Genomic DNA, 22144 nt, shown 5'->3' on the forward strand with positions numbered 1-22144 from the left:
CTTATTGGCTTGCAGCCTTATTTTTCATAAATACCACCTGCCCATGGAAAATCTTTCACCGCTTGTCCCCGTCACAGAAGCCAGCCATGGCGTTGTGATCGACCTGATCTATGCAGGCACCAACAACTTTACCGGCCAGGTGATTTATGACAGCCCGCTGTGCTTCCTGCATCCGCAGGCAGACGCCGGCCTGCGCAAAGCCATCACGGCCGCAAAAGACATGGGCTTTCAGCTCAAGATTTTCGATGCCTTCAGGCCGCAGGAAGCGCAGGAGGCACTTTGGGCCGTGGCGCCCAACCCCGCCTACATCGCCGATCCGGCCAAGGGCTCCAACCACACGCGGGGCGTGGCGCTTGATGTGACGCTGCTGGGGCCCGACGGGCAGGAACTGGACATGGGCACGCCGGTTGACACCATGACGCACGGATCCCATCACTTTCACACGGCACACCCCGTCGCCATACAGGTCAACCGCATGCGGCTGCTCACGGTCATGCTGGAAGCGGGTTTTGTGCACCACCCCAACGAGTGGTGGCACTACCAGTTGCCGGACGCCAAAAGCTTTCCGCTGATCGACAGCCATGCTTTCATGCGCTGCGTGGCCGGGGGCCAGCAGCCCGCCCGGCTCAAGGCCGCCTGAGCTCGCCGGCCTGATCGGCAAGAGGTCCGGCCGCCGGCAGCTCCGCCGGCTCCCGCGGCTCGGCTGACTCGGTGCGCACCAGCGGCAAATGCTGCGGGTATTCGCGCTGCATGAAATCCACCAGCGCCTCGCGCACCTTGCAGCGCAAGTCCCAGTTCAGGCTCGAGTTGGCAGACGTCACCAGCACCCGCAGTTGCATGCTGCGCTCGCCTGATTCCACCACCTGCAGCAGGCACAGCCGCTTGTCCCATTCGGGCGATTCCTCGCAGGCGCGCCGCGCTGCGTCGCGCAGCGGGGCCAGGGGCATGCGGTAGTCAACCCAGAGAAACACGGTGCCGATGATCTGGGCGCCGGTGCGCGTCCAGTTCTGGAAAGGGTTTTCAATGAACCACTGCAACGGAACGATCAGGCGCCGCTCGTCCCATATCTTCAGCACCACATAGGTGCCGGTGATCTCCTCCACCCGGCCCCATTCGCCCTGCACGATCAGCACGTCGTCCAGGCGGATGGGCTGCGCCAGCGCCAGCTGCAGGCCGGCAATCAGGTTGCTGAACACAGGCCGGGCCGCGATACCGATCACCAGCCCCGCCACACCCGCCGAAGCCAGCAGGCTGGCCCCGAATTGGCGCGCGCCGGGAAAGGTCATCAGCATCAGGGCCAGCCCGGTCAACAGCACGATGAACATGGCGGTGCGCGCCAGCATGCGGGTCTGCGTATGGATGCGGCGGGCATTGAGGTTGTCCTCCACATCGACCGGGTGCAAGCCGATCACACCCAGCGCGGCCCCGCGCGCCGCGCGCATGCCGGCCCAGGTCAGGGCGGCGAGCAGCAGCAAGCCATTGGCATGCCGCACCCCGTTGATCAGCGGAAATGTATCCGGCGCGCTGTGCCAGACGATCTGCAGGGCAATCAGGGGCAGCAGCACCTGCACGGGAGAGCGGCATTGCTCTGCGACCCGGGCCATCACCGGCATGGAGCGCGTCAGGCGCAGGACCACGACGGCGCCTATCGTGTGCACCACCAGCGCCAGGGCAACGCCGATGCAGGCCGCCAGCAGCACGTGCAGCGAAGAGTCGTCCGCCCAGGAAAGCAGTGCTGCGAAGTTCATTCAGTGGCCCCCTCGTTCACCCTTCAGTTCTCCGACGGCTCTGCACGGTGTTGGGTGGCGAGGGGAAAGCGGAGGTTCCGATGGTGGTCATACGCTGGAGATGAAGTGGCAAGTGGAGAATGGGAGATAGAGAACGTGGGATGGGACAACACCCGGGGGGCCGGAGGCCATGCGAACACGGGTAACAGCTCACACCCGGGCTTTTTACCTTGCTCGTTCTTACTCTACTGCAGCAGAGTCGCGCCTCAAGTAGGACGCGTGCCAGTCTTTCCCCTGCAAACCATCAGTCCATTGCAATCAGATGATAATTATTCTCAATTAGAGTTTTAACCTGTGGGCCGCACCATGCGCCGCCCTCCCTGAAAGACACCATGTCCACAACACCTTCAGCCGCATCCCCTGCTCCCGAGGCCGCACCGCGCAAGCGCCGGCCGCCGCGCCGCGTGCAGGTCACCCGCGTACAGACCTTGAGCCCGCTGATGCGCCGCATCACTTTGCAGGGGGCGGAGCTTGAAGGCTTCGAGGTCAACGACCCAGCCTGCTACATGAAGCTGATCTTTCCCGAACCGGGGCAGACCGAGCCCGAGCGCCCACTGCCCGATGGGCCACGGCCGAAGTCCATGCGCACTTACACACCGCTGGCGGTACGCAGCGATGTGCACGAGGTCGATGTCGATTTTGTGTTGCACGGCGACGGCCCTGCCTCCACCTGGGCTGCGCAGGCGCAGCCGGGCCAGGTGCTGTATTTGATGGGCCCAGGCCCTGGCTACAAAGTTCAGCTGGAAGCGCCTGCGCATTTTTTGATCGGTGACGACAGTGCCTTGCCCGCGTTTGAAACCATCCTGGCCAGCTTGCCCGCGAGCGCGCAAGTTCAGGTGCTTGTCGAAGTGGTGGATGCAGCTGAAGAGCGCCCGCTGCAAAGCACCGCCAAAGTGAATGCCCAATGGGTCGCCCGTGGCGCCGACAACAACAAGGCCGGCCAGGCACTGGAAGCCGCGTTGCGCAAAGCCGGCGCACCCGCACCCGGCACGCGCATTTACCTGGCCTGCGAGGCGGCGGCCATGCGCCGACTACGCCAGTTGCTGAATGAGGAGTTGGGTGTGGAACGCAGCAGCATTGTGGGCCGTGGCTACTGGAAGCTGGGGACCATCAACCACCCGGACCATGATTACGGCGAGGATTGAGCCCCCACGCTCCCCCACTGCGTGTGGGTCGCTGCCCCCCGAGGGGGCAAAAAATGGGCACACCCCTATCGGGCTCACTGCGTGTAGCCCTTTTCCCCTTGCAGGGGACGGTGCCTGTGGCCCGGCAAAGCCGGTTCCACGGCTCCTGCTGGCTTGAAGATTCAGGGCGTATGCGGTGAGGGTATTTCACCAGTGGGGGCCGCGGGACTGGCTTTGCCAGACCGCAGGCGCCGCCCCCTCGAGGGGGGAACAGGCTACACGCAGTGAGCCTGGACGGGGGTGGATTTATTTTCTCGCGTAGCTCACCGTCAACATCTCCCACTGATGCCCCTCAGGCTCATTCCAGTAGATGCCTTTACCGCCAAGATACGTGCTGACCTGCATGTCCATGGGGCCGCGAACCGAGCTGCGGTATTCAATGCTGGCCGCCTGGATGCGCGCCAGGATGGCATCGAACTCCTGATCGCTCACGCGAAAGCAGAAATGCTCGACGGGAAACTCCTCGTCGGTATCGATGAAGTCCAGCGTCAAGCCTTCGTTGATGTAGACGGCTGAAAAGGGCCCTATGGTGGTTTCAGCCCATGGCACGTCCAGCAGCTCTGCCAGAAGTCTGGCAGAAGCCACCTTGTCTCGCGCCGATACGATGAAGTGGTCCAGGTGAATGGTCATGGCAGGCCTCTTGAAGGTGAAGGCCTGTTTTATAGCGCAGGCGGGCCGCGCCTGTACACAGGCGTGCGTAACAACCTTCATGCGGCAAGAACCCGCGCCACCCGCGCGTTTTACAAAATGCCCTGAAAGACTGCAGCCATTCGGGCAGGTTCCTGAAAAAGGACGGGAAACCCAAAGAAGACGGGCGCAAACTGCTATTTAATTCATAGCATCAAGGGTAACTGGCCAGTCCCTACCATGGCGCGAGGAATCTTCAGTTGCCAATGTTTTATGCGGCGAGTTCTTGATTGCGCTGACGCGGAAGAGGCTCGGTGTTATCGATTTGTCGCGATCAGTCGCATGCCGGTTAGCTCTCGCGGTCTCAAGGCTTTTGCGCTTCGATTCGTCGGCAAGGCAAGCTGCCTAGAAGTGATTTGGCCTCTTTAACATCCAGGCGGTTGTCGCGAAGAAATTTTTCGATGTACGCCAGGTCGGGGACAGCGGGATGATCCGTGTTGACGGTCTCGCTGATCTTCATCACTACACCTCTTTCGACATGAAAAACCAAAGTTCTCTCATGGATTCCGGGCCATCCCATCTCTGACGAACATAGTTGTTTCCCCCGATAGGTCTCCAACGGCCCACTGATCCATTCCGCCAGCATCGGCTCGCCGCTGCCGCCATAAACGCTCTTAAGGCTGATATCACCTCCACATTTAAAGAGACCAGTGAGCCACAAACGGTCATCGACGATTCGCCAGGTTGCTCTCGGCGCTCCAATAGCGGAGCAACGCTCTTCACGTCGAATTTCCTGTATCGCATCATTTTGAGGGAAGGCAAGCCATGCGACTACGGTTGTTTGCCCCTGGTATTCAACCGTGTCCATAAGCGGCAACGTTGCATGACCGGTAACGCAAAAAAAGGTCGCCGACAGCCCAACAAAGGCTCGGCTCACAGTACAGAAGAATGTATTGGTCATGGTGTCCTGCCTCATGTTATGAGGACTGTACTCGACCAAGCTGCCGGGCTACAACGTCCGCTCACAGGTCGAAGAACACCGTTTCCTTGCCGGCCGCACTGTCCTGCATGCGGATGTCGAATCGGTAGACCGCTCCGGCGCCCGTCATGTCGCGTTGGGAAACCAGCGTGCTGCGCCGTTCGGCCGGCACACTTGCCAGCACCGCGTCTTTGCTGTTCGCCTCCGCTTCATCATCAAAGTAGATGCGCGTGAACGTATGCACCAGCAGGCCGCGCATGGTGACGCAGACGTTGATGAACGGCGCTTGCCCCGCCACAGCGCCTGGCTTGACGGTGAAGAACTCGTAATGGCTTTGCGCCAGGGTGCCGGTGCCGCAGCGGCCGAAGCCGGTGAAGCCGCGTGCTTCGGCGTCGGCCAGCGAGGTGATGGGCTGACCGCTGCCGTCGGGCTGCGCGATCTCGACCATCGCGTCCATCACGGCATTGCCGGCGCCGTCAAACACCTGGCCGGTGATGCGGATGTGTTCGCCTTTCGCATTGGACTGGGCCAGCACCGGCGTGAACAGGCTTTTGAGGTCGTAGCCGTACTGCGTGGGCGTGAGGCCGTAGGCAAAAAAGGGGCCGACAGTTTGCGAAGGGGTTTGTTTGAGTTGGCTTGTAGTCGTCATGGTGTTCTTCCTGCCGCTTATTCAAAACGCGTGGCTTTGGGGCCGCGCAGCACGATGTCGAACACGTAGCCCAGCGCGTAGTCGGGCTGGGTCACGTCGAGGCTGAATTTCGAGACCATCAGCTCGCGCACGCTTTCGGGCGCGCCCATGTACATGGGGTCGTAGCCGAGCAGCGGGTCGCCGGGGAAATACATCTGCGTGACCAGGCGGCTGGCGAAGTAGTCACCAAACAGGGAGAAATGAATATGCTGCGGCCTCCACGCGTTGGGATGGTTGCCCCAAGGGTAAGCGCCGGGCTTGATGGTCTTGAAGCTGTAGCGGCCTTCGTTGTCCGTCATGCAGCGGCCGGCGCCCAGAAAGTTCGGGTCCAGCGGCGCGTCGTGCTGGTCGACCTTGTGCACATAGCGGCCGGCCGCATTGGCCTGCCAGACTTCCACCAGCGTGTTGCGCACGGGCCGGCCGTCTTCGTCCAGCACACGGCCGGTGACGATGATGCGTTCACCCAACGGGTCGCCATTCATGACGGCGTTTTTGGTCAGGTCGCTGTCCAGCGGGCCGAATTGCCCGGCGCCATAGACCGGTGCATTGAGCTGTGCCAGCGCCTGCTTGATAGGCACCAGCGGCTGCTTGGGGCCGCGCAGCAAGGTGGACTTGTAGCCGGGATAAATATGGGGCGAATGGCTGGTCCAGTCGCGTGGGGCCAGAAAGCTGGTGTTCAGGTCGGGTTTCATCGATGTCTCCAATGGGTTGCATGCGCTGGCGCCCTGGTAGCGGCGCGCTTTTCTACGCTGCCGTGACTTTAATCGGCCCCAATGGTTATGTATATTGACATTTTCTCGACTTATCCATAACCAAATGGTCAAATTGGAGCATGGTCGATGAACGCATCAAATACCGGCACCTGCAGTGCTTTCTGGCGGTGGCGCAGCATGGCAGCCTGCAAAAGGCGGCCGACGTGCTCGCCATCACGCAGCCCGCCGTATCCAAAACCCTGAAAGAACTTGAGGGCCTGCTGGCGGTGCGGTTGTTTGAGCGCGGGCGCAAGGGCGCCGTGCCCACACGCGAGGGCGAGGCCTTTATGCGGCATGCCGGCGCCAGCGTGAGCGCGCTGCGCGAAGCTGTCGCCAGCGTTGCGCAGACGCGGCGGCAGGGCAGCGCGGTGATTGCCATCGGTGTGCTGCCGACGGTGGCACCGTGGCTGATGCCCTTGCTGCTGGCGCGGCAAGAGGCACAGTCCGGGCCGGATGCGCACACCAGCCTGCGCATCCAGACCGGCTCCAACCCCGAACTGCTGGCCAGCCTGCGCCAGCGCGAACTGGACCTGGTGATTGGACGTTTTGCCGAGCCGGCCCATATGTTGGGGCTGACGTTTGAGCACCTGTACGCCGACCCCTTGGTATTGGCGGTGCGCCCCGGCCACCCCCTGCTGGCGCAGGCACAGCGCAAGGCAGAACACAAGGGGGATGCGCTGACCGGCTTGCAGGCCTTCCCCACGATCCTGCCTACCCAAGGCACGGCCATACGCCATACCGCTGACAGCTTTTTCCTCACGCGCGGCCTGCCGCCGCCTGCGCGCCTGGTCGAAACGCTGTCGGTGTCCATCGCACGCGGCTATGCGCTGCAAAGCGATGCGGTCTGGCTTGCGCCGCTGGGGGCTGCGCGGCCGGACCTGGACAGAGGAATGCTGGTGCGCCTGCCCGTCAGCATGGCTGGCACCGAAGAGCTGGTGGGGCTGACGCTGCGCGCCGACATGGCGCCCACCGAGGCTCAGCACCAGCTGATCGCCACGATCCGGGTGCTGGCGGCAGAACGCCGCAGCGAAGCGCCGGCCCTGCTTTAGGCCTCTAGGCCGGCTCGGCCTGCACCGCAAAGCGGGCGGTCAGCTCACCCAGGCCTAGTTCCTCAAGCACCTCGTGCAAGCGCGTCTGGGCTGCACGGGTTTTGCCGGTGTGGGGCTGCGCGGGCCGGCTGGCAAGAATGAGTTCGTTCTTCATCGAATGCTCCCAGCCCACCAGCTCGGTCACGGTGACCTGGTAGCCGTTGGCTTCGAGCTGCAGGCAGCGCAGCACATTGGTGATCTGGCTGCCGAACTCACGCGTGTGCAACGGGTGCCGCCAGAGTTCGGCCAGCGGCGTGCGGGACAGTGACAGGGTACGGCTTTTCTTCAGCACACCGGCCACTTCGGCCTGGCAGCACGGCACCAGCACCATGTGGCGGGCATTTTTGGCCAGACCGAACGCAATGGCGTCATCGGTAGCGGTGTCGCAGGCATGCAGCGCGGTGACGATGTCCACGGTGGGCGGGAGTTCAGCCGAAGTGGTGGCCTCCTGCACCGAGAGGTTCAGGAACGACATGCGCGCAAAACCAAGCCGCTGGGCCAGCACACGCGACTTGTCGACAAGCTCGGCGCGCGTTTCAATGCCATACACATGGCCTGCGGTTTTTTCACCGCGGTGCGCCACATTAAAAAACAGGTCGTACAGGATGAAGCCCAGGTAGGACTTGCCTGCGCCGTGGTCGGCCAGCGTGAAGTCCGCCTTTTCTGCCGCCACCTCATTGAGCAGGGGCTCGATGAACTGGTACAGGTGATAGACCTGCTTGAGCTTGCGCCGCGTGTCCTGGTTGAGCTTGCCTTCGCGCGTGAGGATGTGCAGCTCCTTGAGCAGCTCAATCGACTGGCCGGGGCGAAGTTCTTCAATGACTTGCGCCGCGGGTGCGGGCTTTGAGGCGCCCTTCGAAGGCTTTGCCGCGCGTGCGGTGCTGGGTGTTTGCATGGCCTCAAGTTTAGTGGTGTGCCCCCGGTACAGGCGGCCCCGGTACAAAGCCCCTGGGAATCAGCATGGAACACCTGGAAACAATTAAGTTGCACACAATTCAATTGTTCGCTATAATTTAATCCATGCCCAACAAAACCGACACCGCCAATGCCACTGACGCCATGCTGCAGCTGGACAACCAGCTGTGTTTTGCGCTGTATTCAACCTCTTTGGCCATGACCAAGCTGTACAAGCCCCTGCTCGAAGAGCTGGGCCTGACCTATCCGCAATACCTCGCGATGCTGGTGCTGTGGGAGCAAGACGGCCTGACGGTCTCGGAACTCGGTGAACGGCTCTATCTGGACTCGGGCACGCTGACCCCGCTGCTCAAGCGCATGGAATCCGCCGGGCTCGTTTCACGCATCCGCGCGGTGGAAGACGAGCGCCGCGTTCACATTACGCTGACGGCAGCCGGCCGCAAGCTCAAGGCCAAGGCCGCCAGGATTCCGGGTTGCATCCTGAGCGCCACCCAATGCTCGATTCCCGAGCTGGTGTCGCTGACGCAGCAGGTGCAGTCTTTCCGCAACCGCCTCACGGCCTGACACCTTCATTTTTCTGTTTTTAAACCCGCCCCGCTCCGGGGCATTCTCCAAAGGAAATCACCATGACCACGCTCGAAAAAGTTCTCTACACCGCCCACGCCCACACCACCGGCGGCCGTGACGGCAAGTCCAAGACCGACGACGGCCGCCTGGACGTCACGCTGAGCTCGCCCGGCACCGCCGGCACCGGCACCAACCCCGAGCAGCTGTTTGCTGCCGGCTACGCAGCCTGCTTCATCGGCGCGATGAAGGCTGTCGGCGGCATGAAGAAGATCGACGTGCCTGCAGACGTTTCCATCGACTCCAGCGTTGACCTGGGCAAGATCCCGAACGGCTACGGCATCGCCGTGCGCCTGGACATCACCCTGCCCGGCATGGACCGTGCCGCTGCCCAAGCGCTGGTGGATGCAGCGCACCAGGTTTGCCCTTACTCGAACGCCACCCGCGGCAACATCGACGTGACCATTACCCTGAAGTAATAGAGCCCCCACGGTCGCTCACTGCGTGTAGCTCCCTGCCCCCCCGAGGGGGCCGCCCGCCTGTGGCCCGGCAAAGCCGGTTCCACGGCTCATGCTTGCATGAAGAGTTCGATGGGCACTACCAGCAGGGGCCGCGGGACTGGCTTTGCCAGACCGCAGGCGCCGTCCCCTTGAGGGGGGAACAGGCTACACGCAGTGAGCCTGGACGGGGGTGGTTGTCACCTACGCGGCCCGTCGGTGTTGAACCGGCGGGCTGTTTCATTTACGGTGTTGTGCATGAACACTGCAGCCTCCACCGTTACCTTCCAGGTCCGTAAAGACGCCCTTTCCGAAACCCGCTGGCACACTGATCCGCCTTTGCCGCTCACGCCCGGTCAGGTGCGGCTCGGCATCGAGTCCTTTGCGCTGACGTCCAACAACATCACCTACGCCGCTTTTGGCGAAGCGATGAGCTACTGGCAGTTTTTCCCGACCGGGGAAGAAGGCTGGGGCAGCATTCCGGTCTGGGGTTTTGCCACGGTGGCGGAGTCGCAATGCGACGGCGTGGCCGTGGGGGAAAAGTTTTACGGCTACTACCCCATGGCCAGCGAGCTGGTGCTGCAGCCGGCGCGTGTGACGCCCGCTGGTTTTTTCGACGGCGCCGCGCACCGGCGGGCCCTGCCGGTGGCCTACAACCAGTACATGCGCTGCAGCACGGACCCGTTTTACGACGCGGCCACCGAAGATGTGCAGTCGCTGCTGCGCCCGCTGTTCATCACCTCCTTCCTGATTGACGACTTTCTGGCGGACAACGACTTCTTCGGCGCCAATGCCATGCTGCTGTCCAGCGCCTCCAGCAAAACGGCATATGGCACAGCCTTTCAGCTGACCAAGCGGCCGGGTATTGAGGTGATAGCGCTGACTTCGCCAGGCAACGTCGCTTTTTGTGAAAGCCTGGGGTGCTACAGCCGCGTAGTGACCTATGAGCAACTCGACGCGATTGCTGCCGACATGGCTTGCGTGTACGTCGACTTCGCGGGCAGCGCCGGCCTGCGCCAGCGTATTCATACGCGCTTTGGCCAGCTTCGCTACAACTGTTCGATAGGCGGCACGCATGTGGACGACCTGGCCGCCAAAGGCAGCGCAAAAGACTTGCCCGGCCCCCGACCCACGCTGTTCTTCGCACCTTCACAGGTCAAGAAACGCATCACCGACTGGGGTGAAGATGGCTTTGGAAAGCAGCTGGTGCGCGCCTGGCGGGATTTCACGCAGCAGGTGACGGGTGCCAAAACGCCCTGGCTCATCGCCCAGCGGCATGCCGGGCAGGTTGCGGTGCAAGCGGCCTACCAGGAAGTACTTGCAGGCAAGGGAGACCCGCGCACCGGCCACATCCTGCAGCCCTGATTCTTTCCGCCTTCAACGGACAGGCGCTACGGTTTTTATAGCTGCTTGCGCCCGTTTTTATTGGCCTGCAGGCCTTTTTCGCTTGAGAAACAGGCGTTTACAAGCCCCTGCTGGCAGCGCACCGTCATCTGCGCCGACAATCAGGCATGACAGAAAAACACAAGGCTGAGGCGCACGCAACGCTGCACGCGTACGAGACATTGACACCCGACGTGGTGCTCGATGCGCTGGCCAGCGTCGGTTTGCTGGGCGACGGCCGCCTGATGGCGCTTTCGAGCTACGAGAACCGGGTCTACCAGATTCACCTGGAGAGCCCGGTGGGGGACGCCGACCTCGCGGGCGATGTCGTGGTGGCCAAGTTTTACCGGCCCGATCGCTGGAGCGATGAACAGATTGCCGAAGAACACGCCTTCGCCGCCGAGCTGATGGCCGCCGAGATACCGGTGGTGGGCGCGCTTGTGCTGGAAGGCCGCACGGTGCACCACTTCAAGGGCTTCAGTTTCAGCGTGTCGCCCAGCCGCGGCGGGCGGCGGCCCGAGCTGGACAACCTGGAAGTGCTGGAATGGATAGGCCGTTTCCTGGCCCGCATCCACACCGTCGGCAGCGCCAAACCGTTTGCACACAGGCCGGCCCTGAACCTGCAGACCTTTGGTTATGCCTCGCGCGACATCCTGCTGGCGGGCGGCGACCATGGCGCCAAAGGTTCCCACGGCTACATCCCGCTGGACATGGAGTCGCGCTGGCGCAAGGCGTTTGATGAAGCCATGCTGGTGGCGCAAACCGTGTTTGAAAGCGTGGGCGACGTGAAAAACCTGCGCCTTCACGGTGATTGCCACCCCGGCAACATTTTGTGGACGCCCGAGGGCCTGCCGCTGGCCGGCCCGCATTTTGTCGACCTGGACGATGCGCGCACCGGGCCGGCGGTGCAGGATTTATGGATGCTGGTGTCGGGCGACCGCGCGCAGTGCACCCGCCAGCTGGGCGCGCTGGTGGACGGCTACGAAGAGTTCCGCGAATTCGACCGGCGCGAGCTTGCACTGATCGAGCCGCTGCGCACACTGCGCCTGGTGCACTACAGCGCGTGGCTGGCGCAGCGCTGGCATGACCCGATCTTCCCGATCAACTTTCCCTGGTTCGGCTCCAGCGATTACTGGAAGAGCCAGGTCGACATGCTGGAAGAGCAGACGGAGGCCATGCAGGATTCGCCGCTGGTGTGCTGAGGGGTTCTACGAGGCACCGGGTGCCGACACGGCCCCTGCCGAGCCCCTGCAAGCGCTATTGATTTAATAGCTGCTTGCGCTCTTCCACAAAGGGCGGGAGGCCGGTTTCATCAAAAAAACCAGCTTCCCAGGTGGATGAACTCGCTCAGCCGACGTGCGGACGCCTACACCAGCAGCGCGTTGACACGCCGCACATAGGCGGCCGGGTCTTCAGGCATGCCGCCTTCGGCCAGCAAGGCCTGGTCAAACAGGATGTGGGCCAGGTCGTCAAAATGCGCGCCGTCCACACCGGCCTCGAGTTTTTTGACCAGCGGGTGCTGGGCGTTGACTTCCAGGATGGGCTTGGATTCGGGCACGGCCTGGCCGGCCTGCTTGAGCATGCGGGCCAGCTGGGTCGACATGTCGCCGTCCTGCACCACCAGGCAGGCGGGTGAATCAACCAGACGCGAGGTGGCGCGCACGTCCTTGGCCTTGTCTTTCAACGCTTCTTTCAGCTTGTCGAGGATGGGCTTGAACTGTGTCTGCGCCTCTTCGGCGGCCTTCTTTTCGTCTTCGTCCTGCAGCTTGCCGAGGTCGACAGCGCCCTTGGCCACCGACTGCAGCGGCGTGCCGTCAAAGTCGTGCAGGTAATTGAGCGCCCACTCGTCCACGCGGTCGGCCATCAGCAGCACTTCGATGCCTTTCTTGCGGAAGATTTCGAGCTGGGGGCTGTTCTTTGCGGCGGCCAATGTGTCGGCGGTGATGTAGTAAATCGCGTCCTGGCCTTCCTTCATGCGGGCTTTGTAGTCGGCAAAACCCACGTTGACGGTGTCGGTCGTCGATGAGGCAAAGCGCAGCAGCTTGGCCAGGCGCTCGCGGTTGGCAAAGTCTTCGCCCAGGCCCTCTTTGAGCACGGCGCCGAACTCGCCATAAAAGGCCTTGAACTTGTCGGCATCGTTGGCGGCCAGGTCTTCAATCATGGACAGCACGCGCTTGGTGCAACCTTCGCGAATCGCCTTGACGGCGCGGCTTTCCTGCAGCAATTCGCGCGAGACATTGAGCGGCAGGTCGGACGAGTCCACCACGCCCTTGACGAAGCGCAAATAGGTCGGCATCAGGGCCTGGGCGTCGTCCATGATGAAGACGCGTTTGACATACAGCTTGACGCCCGCAGCCTTGTCGCGGTTAAACATGTCCATGGGCGCCTTGGCCGGGATGAACAACAGCTGCGTGTATTCGGTGGCGCCTTCCACGCGGTTGTGCGTGGTGGCCAGCGGCGCTTCGCTGTCGTAGCTGATCTGCTTGTAGAACTCGTCGTACTGGTCTTGCGTGATGTCTTTTTTGGCGCGCGTCCACAAGGCAGCGGCCTGATTGACGGTTTCCCATTCGCCAGTGACCACCATCTCGCCGGGCTGGTCGTTTTCGCCTTCTTTCCACTCTTCCTTCTGCATCAGGATGGGCAGCGAGATGTGGTCGGAGTATTTGTTGATGATGCCTTTGAGTTTCCAGGCGTTCAGATAGTCGAGCGATTCCTCTTTCAGGTGCAGGATGATGCTGCTGCCGCGCTCTGCGCGTTCGATCTCGCTGACTTCAAACTCGCCGGTGCCGTCGCTGCTCCAGCGCACGCCCTGGCTGACCGGAAGGCCGGCACGGCGGCTTTCCACCGTGATCTTGTCCGCCACGATAAAGCCCGAATAAAACCCCACACCGAACTGGCCGATCAGCTGCGCGTCGTTTTTCTGGTCGCCCGACAGCTTGGCCATGAAGTCGCGCGTGCCGCTCTTGGCAATCGTGCCGAGGTTGTCGATGGCTTCCTGCTGCGACAGGCCGATGCCGTTGTCGGTGATGGTCAGCGTCCCGGCCGCCTTGTCAAAGCTCACTTTCACCTTGAGGTCGGGATCGCTTTCATACAGCGACGCATCGTTCAACGCTTCGAAGCGAAGCTTGTCGCAGGCATCCGACGCGTTGGAAACCAGCTCGCGCAAAAAGATGTCCGGGTTCGAGTACAGGGAGTGCGTGACCAGCTTGAGCAGTTGCGCTACTTCGGCCTGGAAAGACAGTGTTTGTTTCTGCATGGTTAGGGGCATGGTTGTTTCAAGTTTGTTACTGATTCACTGAATTGAGAAGAAAAAGCCGTTTCAGACGGCAGTATTTACGCTTGTTACCAGTAAGTCTTTTGGCTCTATTTATGAATAAATCCAATCATTTCAACGGTTTGTCGTGACAAATTCCCCACTAGAGTGCGCTGTTACAGATACAAATCAACCGATTTTAGAAATATCTAGTTACAGTCCACTTCACCGAATCCTTGTTTCCATTTTCGCTTCCTCAACCGGAGATTTTCATGAACAAACTGCTCTCACTGATTGCCCTGGCTCTCGTCAGCATTGCAACCCTGCCTGTTCAGGCAGCGACCGCCACTGGAACGTTTGATGTCACCATCAACCTGACCAGCTCCTGCAAATACGTCAAGACCTCGGACGTCGTGTTCAACTACACCTCGTTCCAGGTTGCCGCCCAGGCACAAACCACCGCCGGCGGTTTCACGATCCAGTGTACAAAAACACTGCCCTACACCCTGGCACTCGACTCCACCGCGGTGACCGATGACGCTGTTGACCTTGCCTACACCCTGGCACTGAGCGCAGCCGGCGGCACTGGCAACGGCAACACGCAGGCCTATAGCGTGACCGGCTCGATGATCGCTGGCCAGGCCGGCAAGTGCGCAACCGCCGGCGGCGCTTGCTCAAACACCGCAGCCACCAACAAGACCCGTACCCTGACCATCACGTACTAATCGGACAAGTACCAACGTACTGGTCAGACCTTGAGGTCAGCTCCCGTCATGACAACACCGATGCGTCCGCTTGCAAAGCTGGCTCTCGGTGTGTCCCTGTTTCTGACGGGCGTTTGCGCCTTTTCCGGAACGGACAGCGGCCAGTTCACCGTCCAGATCAACCTGACCGGCGTCAACAACGCCTGCACAAGCGCCTCGGGCTCGGGTGCCGGTGGCGCCTCGGTGCAAGTGACCTGCAACTCAAATGTCTTCGTCAACATCGCGCAGGTCCGCACCCTCGGGGACGCCCGCTTCATGCCCGGCTATCGGCCCACGCGTGATGCTCTGCTGCCCGACTACTGCCGCAATGAGTTGTCCCGCAACGACCCGGGTGCCCGCTATACCTGCCGGCTGGAGGACCAGCGCCAGGTCGCCACGGCTGGTGAGGAGTCGGACGACGGCTGGGAAATCGAAAGCCGGCGCTACGCCCTTGACACAGAAGCCGCAGCGATTGAAAAACAGGCCCGTTTGCGGCTTCAGGATGACCGCGGTACCGTGACGGCACTGCATCTCGCCCACGCCGGCAACTATGCTAGATCGGTTGAGATGCTGGTATCCTTCTAAGGATGAACGTCTCACAGCGCCGACGCAAGCTTGTTACCTACGCCTTCCTGCTAAGCCTGCTGGGGCCTTGGGCGGCAGCTACGGCAGGCGTTTTTTCGGTGACACCGGTGCGGCTTTACATGACCCCGCGCGATCGCGCGATTGCAGTCACACTGACCAACGAAGCAGACACCGAAGTCGTGCTGCAGGCCGACATCAATACCTGGAGCCAGAAACCGGACGGCACTGACGAACTCGTGCTGACCGAAGACATGATCCTGGCGCCTCCTATCATCAAGCTGGCGCCCAAGGCCAGGCAAGTGGTACGCCTGGCCATGCTGAAACCTGCGGATGCAAGCCGGCAACTAACTTATCGCATGATCATTCGCGAAGTGCCAGAAGCCTTGCCTGCGTCTGGCATCCAGGTTCCCATCGCGCTGGCCTTGAGCATGCCGGTGTTCATCACGCCCCCCGCGGCCAAACGTCAGGTTAGTTGCACTAACCAGCTTGCGGATGCCAAAACTCTCAACCTGCAATGCAGCAATACCGGCACGGCCTATGCCCAGATACGGGAGGCGACCGTCATGCGGGGCACGCAAGCCCTGGCACGATTTGAGGGTGGCAGTTACATCCTGCCCGGTGCCCGTAAAACTGTCGGGCTTAAGGCAGAGCAGACCCTTACAAAAGGTGACGCCCAACTGGTGGTGACCTTTGACGACGGACAAAGCCTCACGACCAGCATCATGCTGCCTTGATTTGGCACCCGATTTCAATGAGGCGCTGGTGGACTTTACGAAAACACCCCGTAGCGATAGGCATTGCAGGCCTTTGTTACGGCCTGCTGGCACACGCCCAGACACCCGCCTCCTCTAATGCGCCGCCAGCGGCCCGGTCTGCCAATGACCGGCTCCTTCCGCTGGAAGTCTTCATCAACAGCACCAAGGGCGGCGTCTGGACGCTGCTTGAGCGCAACGGCATCCTTTATGCGCCCGAAGATGCCTTTGAAGAGTGGCGGTTGAACCACCGGCCCAGTGCCCAGGACGTCGATTTCCAGGGACAAAAGTGGTTTCCGCTGTCGGCCATTCCGGGATTCGAGGCGCGGCTGAATTTCGCCGACCAGTCAGTCGACCTGGTGTTTTCGCCGGCAGCCTTCAACGCCGTGCGCCTGACGCAGGAATCGGCCATGCGCCCCCCGCTGTCGCCGTCGATCCCCGCAGCATTTGCAAATTACGACCTGAACTACATCACCACCCGCAACCGCATCGCCGGTAGCTCCACGGACGCCAAGGACTTGGGCGCCCTGACCGAATTCGGCGTGTCGGGGGAGCTGGGGCTGTTGACCAGCAGCTACGTGGGCCGCAACCTCATCAGCCAGGATCCGACGCTCAAGGCCTCATGGCGCCGGTTAGAAACCACCTACACGCGCAACTTCCTGGACAGCAACAGTTCACTGCGTCTGGGCGACAGCAGCACGCGCACCGGAATTTCGGGGCGCCCGGTGTACTTTGGTGGCGTGCAGTTCAGCAAAAATTTCTCGCTGCAACCGGGCTTTGTCACCCAGCCCATCCCCACCGTGAGCGGCCTCTCGGCGGCGCCCAGCACCGTCGAGCTCTATGTCAATGACGCGCTGCGGCAAACCTCCAAAGTGCCCTCCGGCCCCTTCAGCATCGACAACTTTCCCGCATTGACCGGCGCCGGGGAAGCCCGTGTGGTGGTGCGCGACATCCTGGGCCGGGAGACCGTCATTACCCAATCATTTTTCAGCAATGCCAACCTGCTTGAAGAAAACCTCAGCGACTGGAGCTTTGAATTGGGCGCCGTACGCCGCGACCTCGGGATTGAGAACGCCGACTATGGCGACCGATTCGTTTCAGGCCTCTGGCGCCAGGGCCTGAGCAAAAGCCTCACGGTCGAAGCCAACGGCGAATGGTCGAAGTCCCTGATGCGCGCCGGCGCCGGTGCCAGCTATGAACTGCCCTTCCAGATGTTGGGACAGACCGCGTTTTCAGTCAGCCGCAGCGACGCTGCGGGCCAGGGCACCAACTGGATGGTCGGGGTCGAGCGCAGCGGACTGCGGCACGGCGTGTCGCTCAGCGCGGAAGGCGCATCGCGCGGCTATCGGCAAATCGGTATCGACACGTTCTCGCCACGTCTGCAAACGACCGCCAGCTACAGCTACAGCAGCGACAACTTCGGTGCCTTCAACGTGAGTTACGCCGGCTTTGACAACTACGACCTCGGAAGGCTCAAGACCGTCAGCGTCAATTACACCCTTCGCCTCGGCCAGCGCGCAGCGCTGACCCTGAGCGCGACCCGCCTCAGTGGCATCAGCTCGGGGACCTCAGTGGGCGCCACCCTGATCGTGCCGCTTGAGAATCGGGTCACCGTCGCCGCAGGCGTCACCACCCGCAGCGGAACCACCGAAGGGTATGTGAACGCCAGCCGCGCAGTGAGCGCCGAAACCGGCTGGGGCTGGCGAACGGCGCTGGGCTCCCGTTCGGATGGCCGCTATGCAGAAGGCGGCGCCTATTACCAGGGCACCAAAGGCCTGTTTTCGGCTGACGTCAGCAGCGGGGAGAGCCAGCAGAACCTGCGCCTGGGCCTGATCGGAGGCATGGTAGCGGCCGAAGGCCAAGTCTTTGCCACCCGCCGCGTACAGGAAAGCTTTGCCATTGTGGAAGTGCCGGGTTACGCCAATGTGGGTGTGGGCTTTCAGGGCAGCACACTGACCCGCACCAATGCGGACGGTGTTGCGCTGCTGCCCCGGTTGCTGCCGTTCCAGCGCAACAGTGTGCGACTGGATCCTAGCGAGCTGCCGATCAGCGCCGAACTCGACTCCATCGAGCTTGAGGCCGTGCCCGCGCTTCGCGGCGGGGTCAAGATCGCGTTTCCCGTCCGTTCAGGGCGGGGCGCACTTATTCGCATTGAGCTCGACGACGGTGAGCCGGCGCCCTCGGGTGCAGAGATTGAGCTGATAGGCGACAAGAAAGAGTTTTTTACCGCTCGCCGCGGCGAGGCCTTTGTCACCGGCCTGCAGGCCCAGAATCGCCTGCGCCTGAAATGGAACGGGACTGCCTGCACATTTGCGGTGGAGTTGCCGCCCGGCAACCTTGAGGATATCGCCCGGGTAGGTCCGGTACGCTGCAGTGGTGTCAAACGATGATTGACACCAAACCCAGGCGCCTCGCCGCTGCGGCATGCCTGTCCCTTCTGGGCGCGGCACCGGCCTGGGCCGCGCTGATCTGCAACGCCACGGCGACGCCCGTGCAGACGGTGTACTTTGAGAACGACCCGAATCCCACCGATGGCGCGTGGACCGTGACGATCAACTGTACGCGCGGCCCCACAGATCCAGCAAGCTCAGACTACACCTTGCAGGCCGATAACGGCTTCAACCCCACAGGTAACACCAACCAGGCGGTCAACGGCAACGGGCAGACCAACCGGATCGCTTACGAGCTTTACAGGACGGCACCCGGCAACGGCGCATGGGGCGGAACCACGGCCACGGACTTCGCCGGAACGGTCAACTTCGGCGGCGCCCTGACAGCCAGTGCCACCCATGTCTTCTACAGCCGCATTGCGGCCGGGCTCAACAAGAGCGCCAAACTCTTCACCGACACCGTGACCATGCGCCTGCGCTATGACAACGGCCCCGGTAACGTGGACGTCTTCCCCACATTCCCCGTGAGCATCAACAACCAGTCCGTCTGCCTGCTCAGCACGCCGCCGGGCAGTATCCAGTTCAACTACGCATCCTTTCAGCTCGCCGCGGCCACAGCCAGCACGGCCTATGCCGTGCGCTGCACCATCGGCGAAACCTACACCATGGCGCTGGACGCGACGACAGGAAACCTGCTCACGCTCAATTACAACCTGGCTTTAAGCAATCCCGCAGGCCAGACCGGCACGGGTTTTCCGCAGAATTTCACGATCAACGGCACCATCCCGGGGGGCCAATCCGGCACCTGCGCCACGGGCACATGCACCAGCACGCAGACGCGGACACTGACCATTACTTACTGACATCCATCTTGTTTTCCGCCGGCGTGATTTTTGTCACGATTTTTCGACACCGGTGCCCACGGGAACGACGCAATACGGCACCATGCACAGTACTGCTACAAAACGTTACCATCAGCAGTTAGAAGTCGTCTCGCCAGCGAAGGCCCGGGCGATTAACGGAGTCCATCGATGAGTGTCTCTTACGCATTGCGCATTGCCCTGGCAGCCCTGCTGTGCACCTGCGCGCTGCACGCCAAAGCAGCCATTACCTGCACACTTGCGGCCACGTCTGTAGACCTCAACTACACCAACGGGGCAGCCGCTGCCAATGCCAGCGGCACCATCACCGTGAACTGCACCCGGCTGTCGACGGACGCCAACAGCACGACCTACTGGGTCAGCATTGATTACGGCAGCCGCACAGGCCTTACCCGCCGGGTGTTCCGTCATGCTGGAGGCACCATTAATGCCGATCGACTCGATATCAGCATTTTCAAGAATGCCACCACAACCGATTGGACCAATGCCACCACGGGGCGGGTAAACGGAACCCTGACGTTTGGTGCGGCCCTGAGCGCCAGCACCGTCCTGACCTACAACTTCCAGGTGAAAACCAGCCAAACCGGCAATACGGCTGGCATTTATGACGAAACCTTTATCACCACCCTTCAGCTAGCCACTGCCGGCCCCGTCGTCGCCACGACGACCTTCACGCCCACAGTGAGCATCATTGCCCAATGCTTTGTCGGGCAGGTGGCTTCAGGCAATACGGCCCCGGGCGCCGTTTCGCCGTCCACACTGACACTGAACTACATCTCTTTCGCGCCCACTCCCCAGACCAGCACCATGAACTTCACGGTCGACTGCACCCGGGGCACCAGTTATGCCCTGGCGCTCTCACCGGCAGCAGGCACATTGCTGGGCCTCAACTACACATTGGCACTCAGCAGTGCAAGCGCAACAGGCGATGGCCGGGCTCAGCCCTATACAGTGACAGGCACCATTGCAGCCGGCCAGGCGGGCACCTGCTCTACAGCCGCCTGTACTGCCACCCAGACCGGGGTTACGGTCACCATCACCTACTAAGCAGGCGTAAGGCGCCTTCAGCGCGGCCTCAACAAACTACTGGGCACTGACCGGCGACCGCCGCTTTGGCGTTCCATGCCCGATAAGGGCACCACATCACAGTTCTGCCGCAATCTAATTGAGGCAAAAACCCTCATATCGATGAAATTTCCAAATATTTATCAAAATCACCAACAAAAGGAATAAATCAAATTTAAAAATCAATTTGTGTGAAATGTCACTAATTAACACTTTCGCAGTGACTTTTACCAATTGATTCAAATTATCAAATTCGATAGCATGACTGCAACAACTGATAGTTTTAAGGAGTTGCACCATGAAAACCATCAAATTTGCTTTTGTCGCCGTCCTGGCCGCGCAGTCCCTGCTCGGGATTCACGGCGCAGCCCAGGCGCAAACCAGTTCAGGCTCATTTGGTGTGACCATCGTGTTGCGCAGTTTCAGTGAAGCCGTTACGGCAGACCATCGCTGCACCCATCGCGGCCAGCCAGACGGCCAGGCCGGCACCCTGCGCATCAGTTGCCCAGCCACCGTAGACATCCAGGCTATCGCATCCGCCTCGACCAGCAGGTCCGGCCAAACGCAACGCATGAACACCATGACCGATTCCGCTTCAGGTAGCCGCCTGGCCGTGGTGGCAGGCAAGCCCATGAATTCCCGGGACCCGGTTGAATTGACCATTTCCTGGTAATCAGCGGCTCACACGCCGCCTGGCGACACCAGGTTTCCATCCTGCCGCACTTGCATCTCGCAAGCAGGACCTTCAAGCCCTTGTCGGCAACCGGCATGCAGTGACGGCTGCATAGCAAATCTCGCCCGCAAACGAGGCGCGACCTCCCCGCGCCTCCACGCCACACTCAAACGTGTCCCGACTGGCACACAACCGTAACGCCGGTGCTGCGTGCCTGGCGACTCCGCCGGCAAGCCGCCGCCAGCGAGCGCGCAGTCGATCAGCTGCCTGCGCTGCCATGCACGCCACACAAGGGCACCACGCGATCCCCAGTGGCGTGCCTACCTGCCTATCGATCACGGGCAACCAACCACCACCGACGTCTCTTGCGTGGACCTCTTCCGGTTGTTAAAGCGCATACGACTTGCCCAGTCAATCCAGCCACCATCGCCGTCTGATTGCATGAAGCCCGCCTTGACTTTGAGGCCTCGCTCGAATGGCGCGTGCTACAGCCTTCATTGACCAGCTCTGCCTCTCATACAACGAGTGTTCGACCAGTTCAAGCGACGCGGTAGTTCCAGAGAGGAACAGAGAAAAAGCACCACTTGGCAGACAAACGCCATTTGTTTCTAACTCGTTACATCACTCTGGGAAATATGTCACAGAAGAAGGCTGGTGGCATTCGTTACATCCAAGTCAAAGCCCGTCTTTCTTGTCGCCATTTCGCATAAATCCATTGTTTTCAATGACTTAAGCGTGACGTATTTACCATTTGTCGCCCGCGTTACGAATGTAAAGCCCCCTTTTTTCGAAACGCCTAGTTACAGTCCACTCACGTTCAGAAAAAAGCCTGAACACCCGATTCACCTTATTACCGCAGAGAGGACCTTGATGAAAAAAATTGTTTTAGCAAGCGCCTTGGGCTTGGCCGGTTTGGCGGCAGCGCCAGTGCATGCAGAGTCCACATTTATCACGCCCGCAATTACGGGTTCCGCAGCGACTGCACGGCTGGACTTTTCCATCGTCATTCCGCAGGTGCTGTTCCTGCGTGTTGGCACCAGCGCTGGTAACACGTCAACCACAGGTACGGTTGACGGCGTGACCTTCACGGTTCCCGCTGCCAATATCGGTGACAGCAGCGTGATTGCAGGCGTCGGTGGCGACCTGACCGCAGGCGCGGTGACGGTACGTGTCTACGGCAACGGCGGCAACATCACCCTGAATTCAAACACTACCGGCCTGCTCACCAACGCCACTGGTGAAACGATCCCCTGGACCCAGATCAATGTGACGGGCGCAGCGCTCACCACCGGCACCGCCGGCTTCACCAATGCCGCCATCACCCACCCCGCATTCAGC

The 22144-nt window shown here is 61.3% G+C and carries 22 protein-coding genes; 15 read left to right on the plus strand and 7 right to left on the minus strand.

Features of this window, described 5'->3' with window-relative positions:
* Positions 1 to 43 precede the first annotated feature (43 nt).
* Complete coding sequence (gene ddpX / locus AC1D11_RS13660; protein ID WP_477651271.1) at positions 44 to 640, plus strand: D-alanyl-D-alanine dipeptidase; 597 nt, start codon at positions 44 to 46, stop codon at positions 638 to 640.
* Here the strand turns inward: ddpX and AC1D11_RS13665 are convergent.
* Positions 627 to 1748: a mechanosensitive ion channel family protein gene (locus AC1D11_RS13665; protein WP_477647544.1), complete on the minus strand. Its 1122-nt coding sequence runs from the start codon at positions 1746 to 1748 to the stop codon at positions 627 to 629. The two genes, ddpX and AC1D11_RS13665, sit on opposite strands and share 14 nt — an antisense overlap.
* 371 nt (positions 1749 to 2119) lie before the next feature.
* Between AC1D11_RS13665 and AC1D11_RS13670 the strand changes: the two genes are divergently transcribed.
* Positions 2120 to 2932 carry a siderophore-interacting protein gene (locus tag AC1D11_RS13670; RefSeq protein WP_477647545.1) on the plus strand — a complete coding sequence of 271 codons (813 nt, stop codon included), beginning with the start codon at positions 2120 to 2122 and terminating at the stop codon, positions 2930 to 2932.
* 285 nt (positions 2933 to 3217) lie between these two features.
* Here AC1D11_RS13670 and AC1D11_RS13675 read toward each other — a convergent pair whose 3' ends face one another.
* The 4 genes from AC1D11_RS13675 to pcaH all read right to left on the minus strand — a co-directional run bounded on the left by AC1D11_RS13675 (position 3218) and on the right by pcaH (position 5957).
* The gene (locus tag AC1D11_RS13675) at positions 3218 to 3601 is read right to left on the minus strand and encodes a VOC family protein (RefSeq protein WP_477647546.1); all 384 of its coding nucleotides are present in this window, start codon (positions 3599 to 3601) and stop codon (positions 3218 to 3220) included.
* A gap of 361 nt (positions 3602 to 3962) precedes the next feature.
* Positions 3963 to 4559: a hypothetical protein gene (locus tag AC1D11_RS13680; protein WP_477647547.1), complete on the minus strand. Its 597-nt coding sequence runs from the start codon at positions 4557 to 4559 to the stop codon at positions 3963 to 3965.
* Positions 4560 to 4620: 61 nt separating this feature from the next.
* On the minus strand, positions 4621 to 5226 hold the full coding sequence (gene pcaG, locus AC1D11_RS13685) for a protocatechuate 3,4-dioxygenase subunit alpha (protein WP_477647548.1): 606 nt from the start codon (positions 5224 to 5226) through the stop codon (positions 4621 to 4623).
* A gap of 17 nt (positions 5227 to 5243) precedes the next feature.
* Entirely contained in the window at positions 5244 to 5957 is a 714-nt protein-coding gene (gene pcaH / locus AC1D11_RS13690; protein WP_477647549.1) for a protocatechuate 3,4-dioxygenase subunit beta, read from the minus strand.
* A gap of 140 nt (positions 5958 to 6097) precedes the next feature.
* Between pcaH and pcaQ the strand changes: the two genes are divergently transcribed.
* On the plus strand, positions 6098 to 7066 hold the full coding sequence (gene pcaQ / locus AC1D11_RS13695; RefSeq protein WP_477647550.1) for a pca operon transcription factor PcaQ: 969 nt from the start codon (positions 6098 to 6100) through the stop codon (positions 7064 to 7066).
* A 4-nt stretch (positions 7067 to 7070) separates the two neighbouring features.
* On the opposite strand, the gene AC1D11_RS13700 is transcribed toward pcaQ, so the two are convergent.
* Positions 7071 to 8000 (minus strand): class I SAM-dependent methyltransferase, encoded by a 930-nt coding sequence (locus AC1D11_RS13700; protein ID WP_477647551.1) that lies wholly within the window; start codon positions 7998 to 8000, stop codon positions 7071 to 7073.
* Between the two features lie 125 nt (positions 8001 to 8125).
* Here AC1D11_RS13700 and AC1D11_RS13705 point away from each other — a divergent pair, with 125 nt between their 5' ends.
* The 4 genes from AC1D11_RS13705 (at position 8126) to AC1D11_RS13720 (ending at position 11666) form a co-directional block, all read left to right on the plus strand.
* On the plus strand, positions 8126 to 8584 hold the full coding sequence (locus tag AC1D11_RS13705) for a MarR family winged helix-turn-helix transcriptional regulator (RefSeq protein WP_477647552.1): 459 nt from the start codon (positions 8126 to 8128) through the stop codon (positions 8582 to 8584).
* Between the two features lie 62 nt (positions 8585 to 8646).
* Positions 8647 to 9063 carry an organic hydroperoxide resistance protein gene (locus AC1D11_RS13710; RefSeq protein WP_477647553.1) on the plus strand — a complete coding sequence of 139 codons (417 nt, stop codon included), beginning with the start codon at positions 8647 to 8649 and terminating at the stop codon, positions 9061 to 9063.
* A gap of 276 nt (positions 9064 to 9339) precedes the next feature.
* Positions 9340 to 10446 (plus strand): DUF2855 family protein, encoded by a 1107-nt coding sequence (locus AC1D11_RS13715; RefSeq protein ID WP_477651270.1) that lies wholly within the window; start codon positions 9340 to 9342, stop codon positions 10444 to 10446.
* 146 nt (positions 10447 to 10592) lie between these two features.
* The gene (locus AC1D11_RS13720) at positions 10593 to 11666 is read left to right on the plus strand and encodes a serine/threonine protein kinase (protein WP_477647555.1); all 1074 of its coding nucleotides are present in this window, start codon (positions 10593 to 10595) and stop codon (positions 11664 to 11666) included.
* A 164-nt stretch (positions 11667 to 11830) separates the two neighbouring features.
* Here AC1D11_RS13720 and htpG read toward each other — a convergent pair whose 3' ends face one another.
* Complete coding sequence (gene htpG, locus AC1D11_RS13725) at positions 11831 to 13720, minus strand: molecular chaperone HtpG (RefSeq protein WP_477647556.1); 1890 nt, start codon at positions 13718 to 13720, stop codon at positions 11831 to 11833.
* Positions 13721 to 13989: 269 nt separating this feature from the next.
* Here htpG and AC1D11_RS13730 point away from each other — a divergent pair, with 269 nt between their 5' ends.
* The 8 genes from AC1D11_RS13730 to AC1D11_RS13765 form a co-directional block, all read left to right on the plus strand.
* Positions 13990 to 14442 carry a spore coat protein U domain-containing protein gene (locus tag AC1D11_RS13730; RefSeq protein WP_477647557.1) on the plus strand — a complete coding sequence of 151 codons (453 nt, stop codon included), beginning with the start codon at positions 13990 to 13992 and terminating at the stop codon, positions 14440 to 14442.
* 48 nt (positions 14443 to 14490) lie between these two features.
* Positions 14491 to 15045: a hypothetical protein gene (locus AC1D11_RS13735; protein ID WP_477651269.1), complete on the plus strand. Its 555-nt coding sequence runs from the start codon at positions 14491 to 14493 to the stop codon at positions 15043 to 15045.
* Positions 15046 to 15047: 2 nt separating this feature from the next.
* Positions 15048 to 15779 carry a fimbrial biogenesis chaperone gene (locus AC1D11_RS13740; RefSeq protein ID WP_477647559.1) on the plus strand — a complete coding sequence of 244 codons (732 nt, stop codon included), beginning with the start codon at positions 15048 to 15050 and terminating at the stop codon, positions 15777 to 15779.
* A gap of 17 nt (positions 15780 to 15796) precedes the next feature.
* Complete coding sequence (locus AC1D11_RS13745) at positions 15797 to 18187, plus strand: fimbria/pilus outer membrane usher protein (protein ID WP_477651268.1); 2391 nt, start codon at positions 15797 to 15799, stop codon at positions 18185 to 18187.
* The gene (locus tag AC1D11_RS13750; protein WP_477650305.1) at positions 18184 to 19050 is read left to right on the plus strand and encodes a spore coat protein U domain-containing protein; all 867 of its coding nucleotides are present in this window, start codon (positions 18184 to 18186) and stop codon (positions 19048 to 19050) included. Before AC1D11_RS13745 ends, AC1D11_RS13750 begins: the two co-directional genes overlap by 4 nt.
* A 168-nt stretch (positions 19051 to 19218) precedes the next feature.
* Positions 19219 to 20115, plus strand: a complete 897-nt coding sequence (locus tag AC1D11_RS13755) for a hypothetical protein (protein ID WP_477650304.1) — start codon at positions 19219 to 19221, stop codon at positions 20113 to 20115.
* 316 nt (positions 20116 to 20431) lie between these two features.
* Complete coding sequence (locus AC1D11_RS13760; RefSeq protein WP_477651267.1) at positions 20432 to 20806, plus strand: hypothetical protein; 375 nt, start codon at positions 20432 to 20434, stop codon at positions 20804 to 20806.
* 870 nt (positions 20807 to 21676) lie between these two features.
* Positions 21677 to 22144 (plus strand): hypothetical protein (locus AC1D11_RS13765; RefSeq protein ID WP_477651457.1); only part of this gene is annotated, 468 nt, incomplete at its 3' end.

The sequence above is a fragment of the Polaromonas sp. P1_E11 genome, assembly GCF_056405995.1.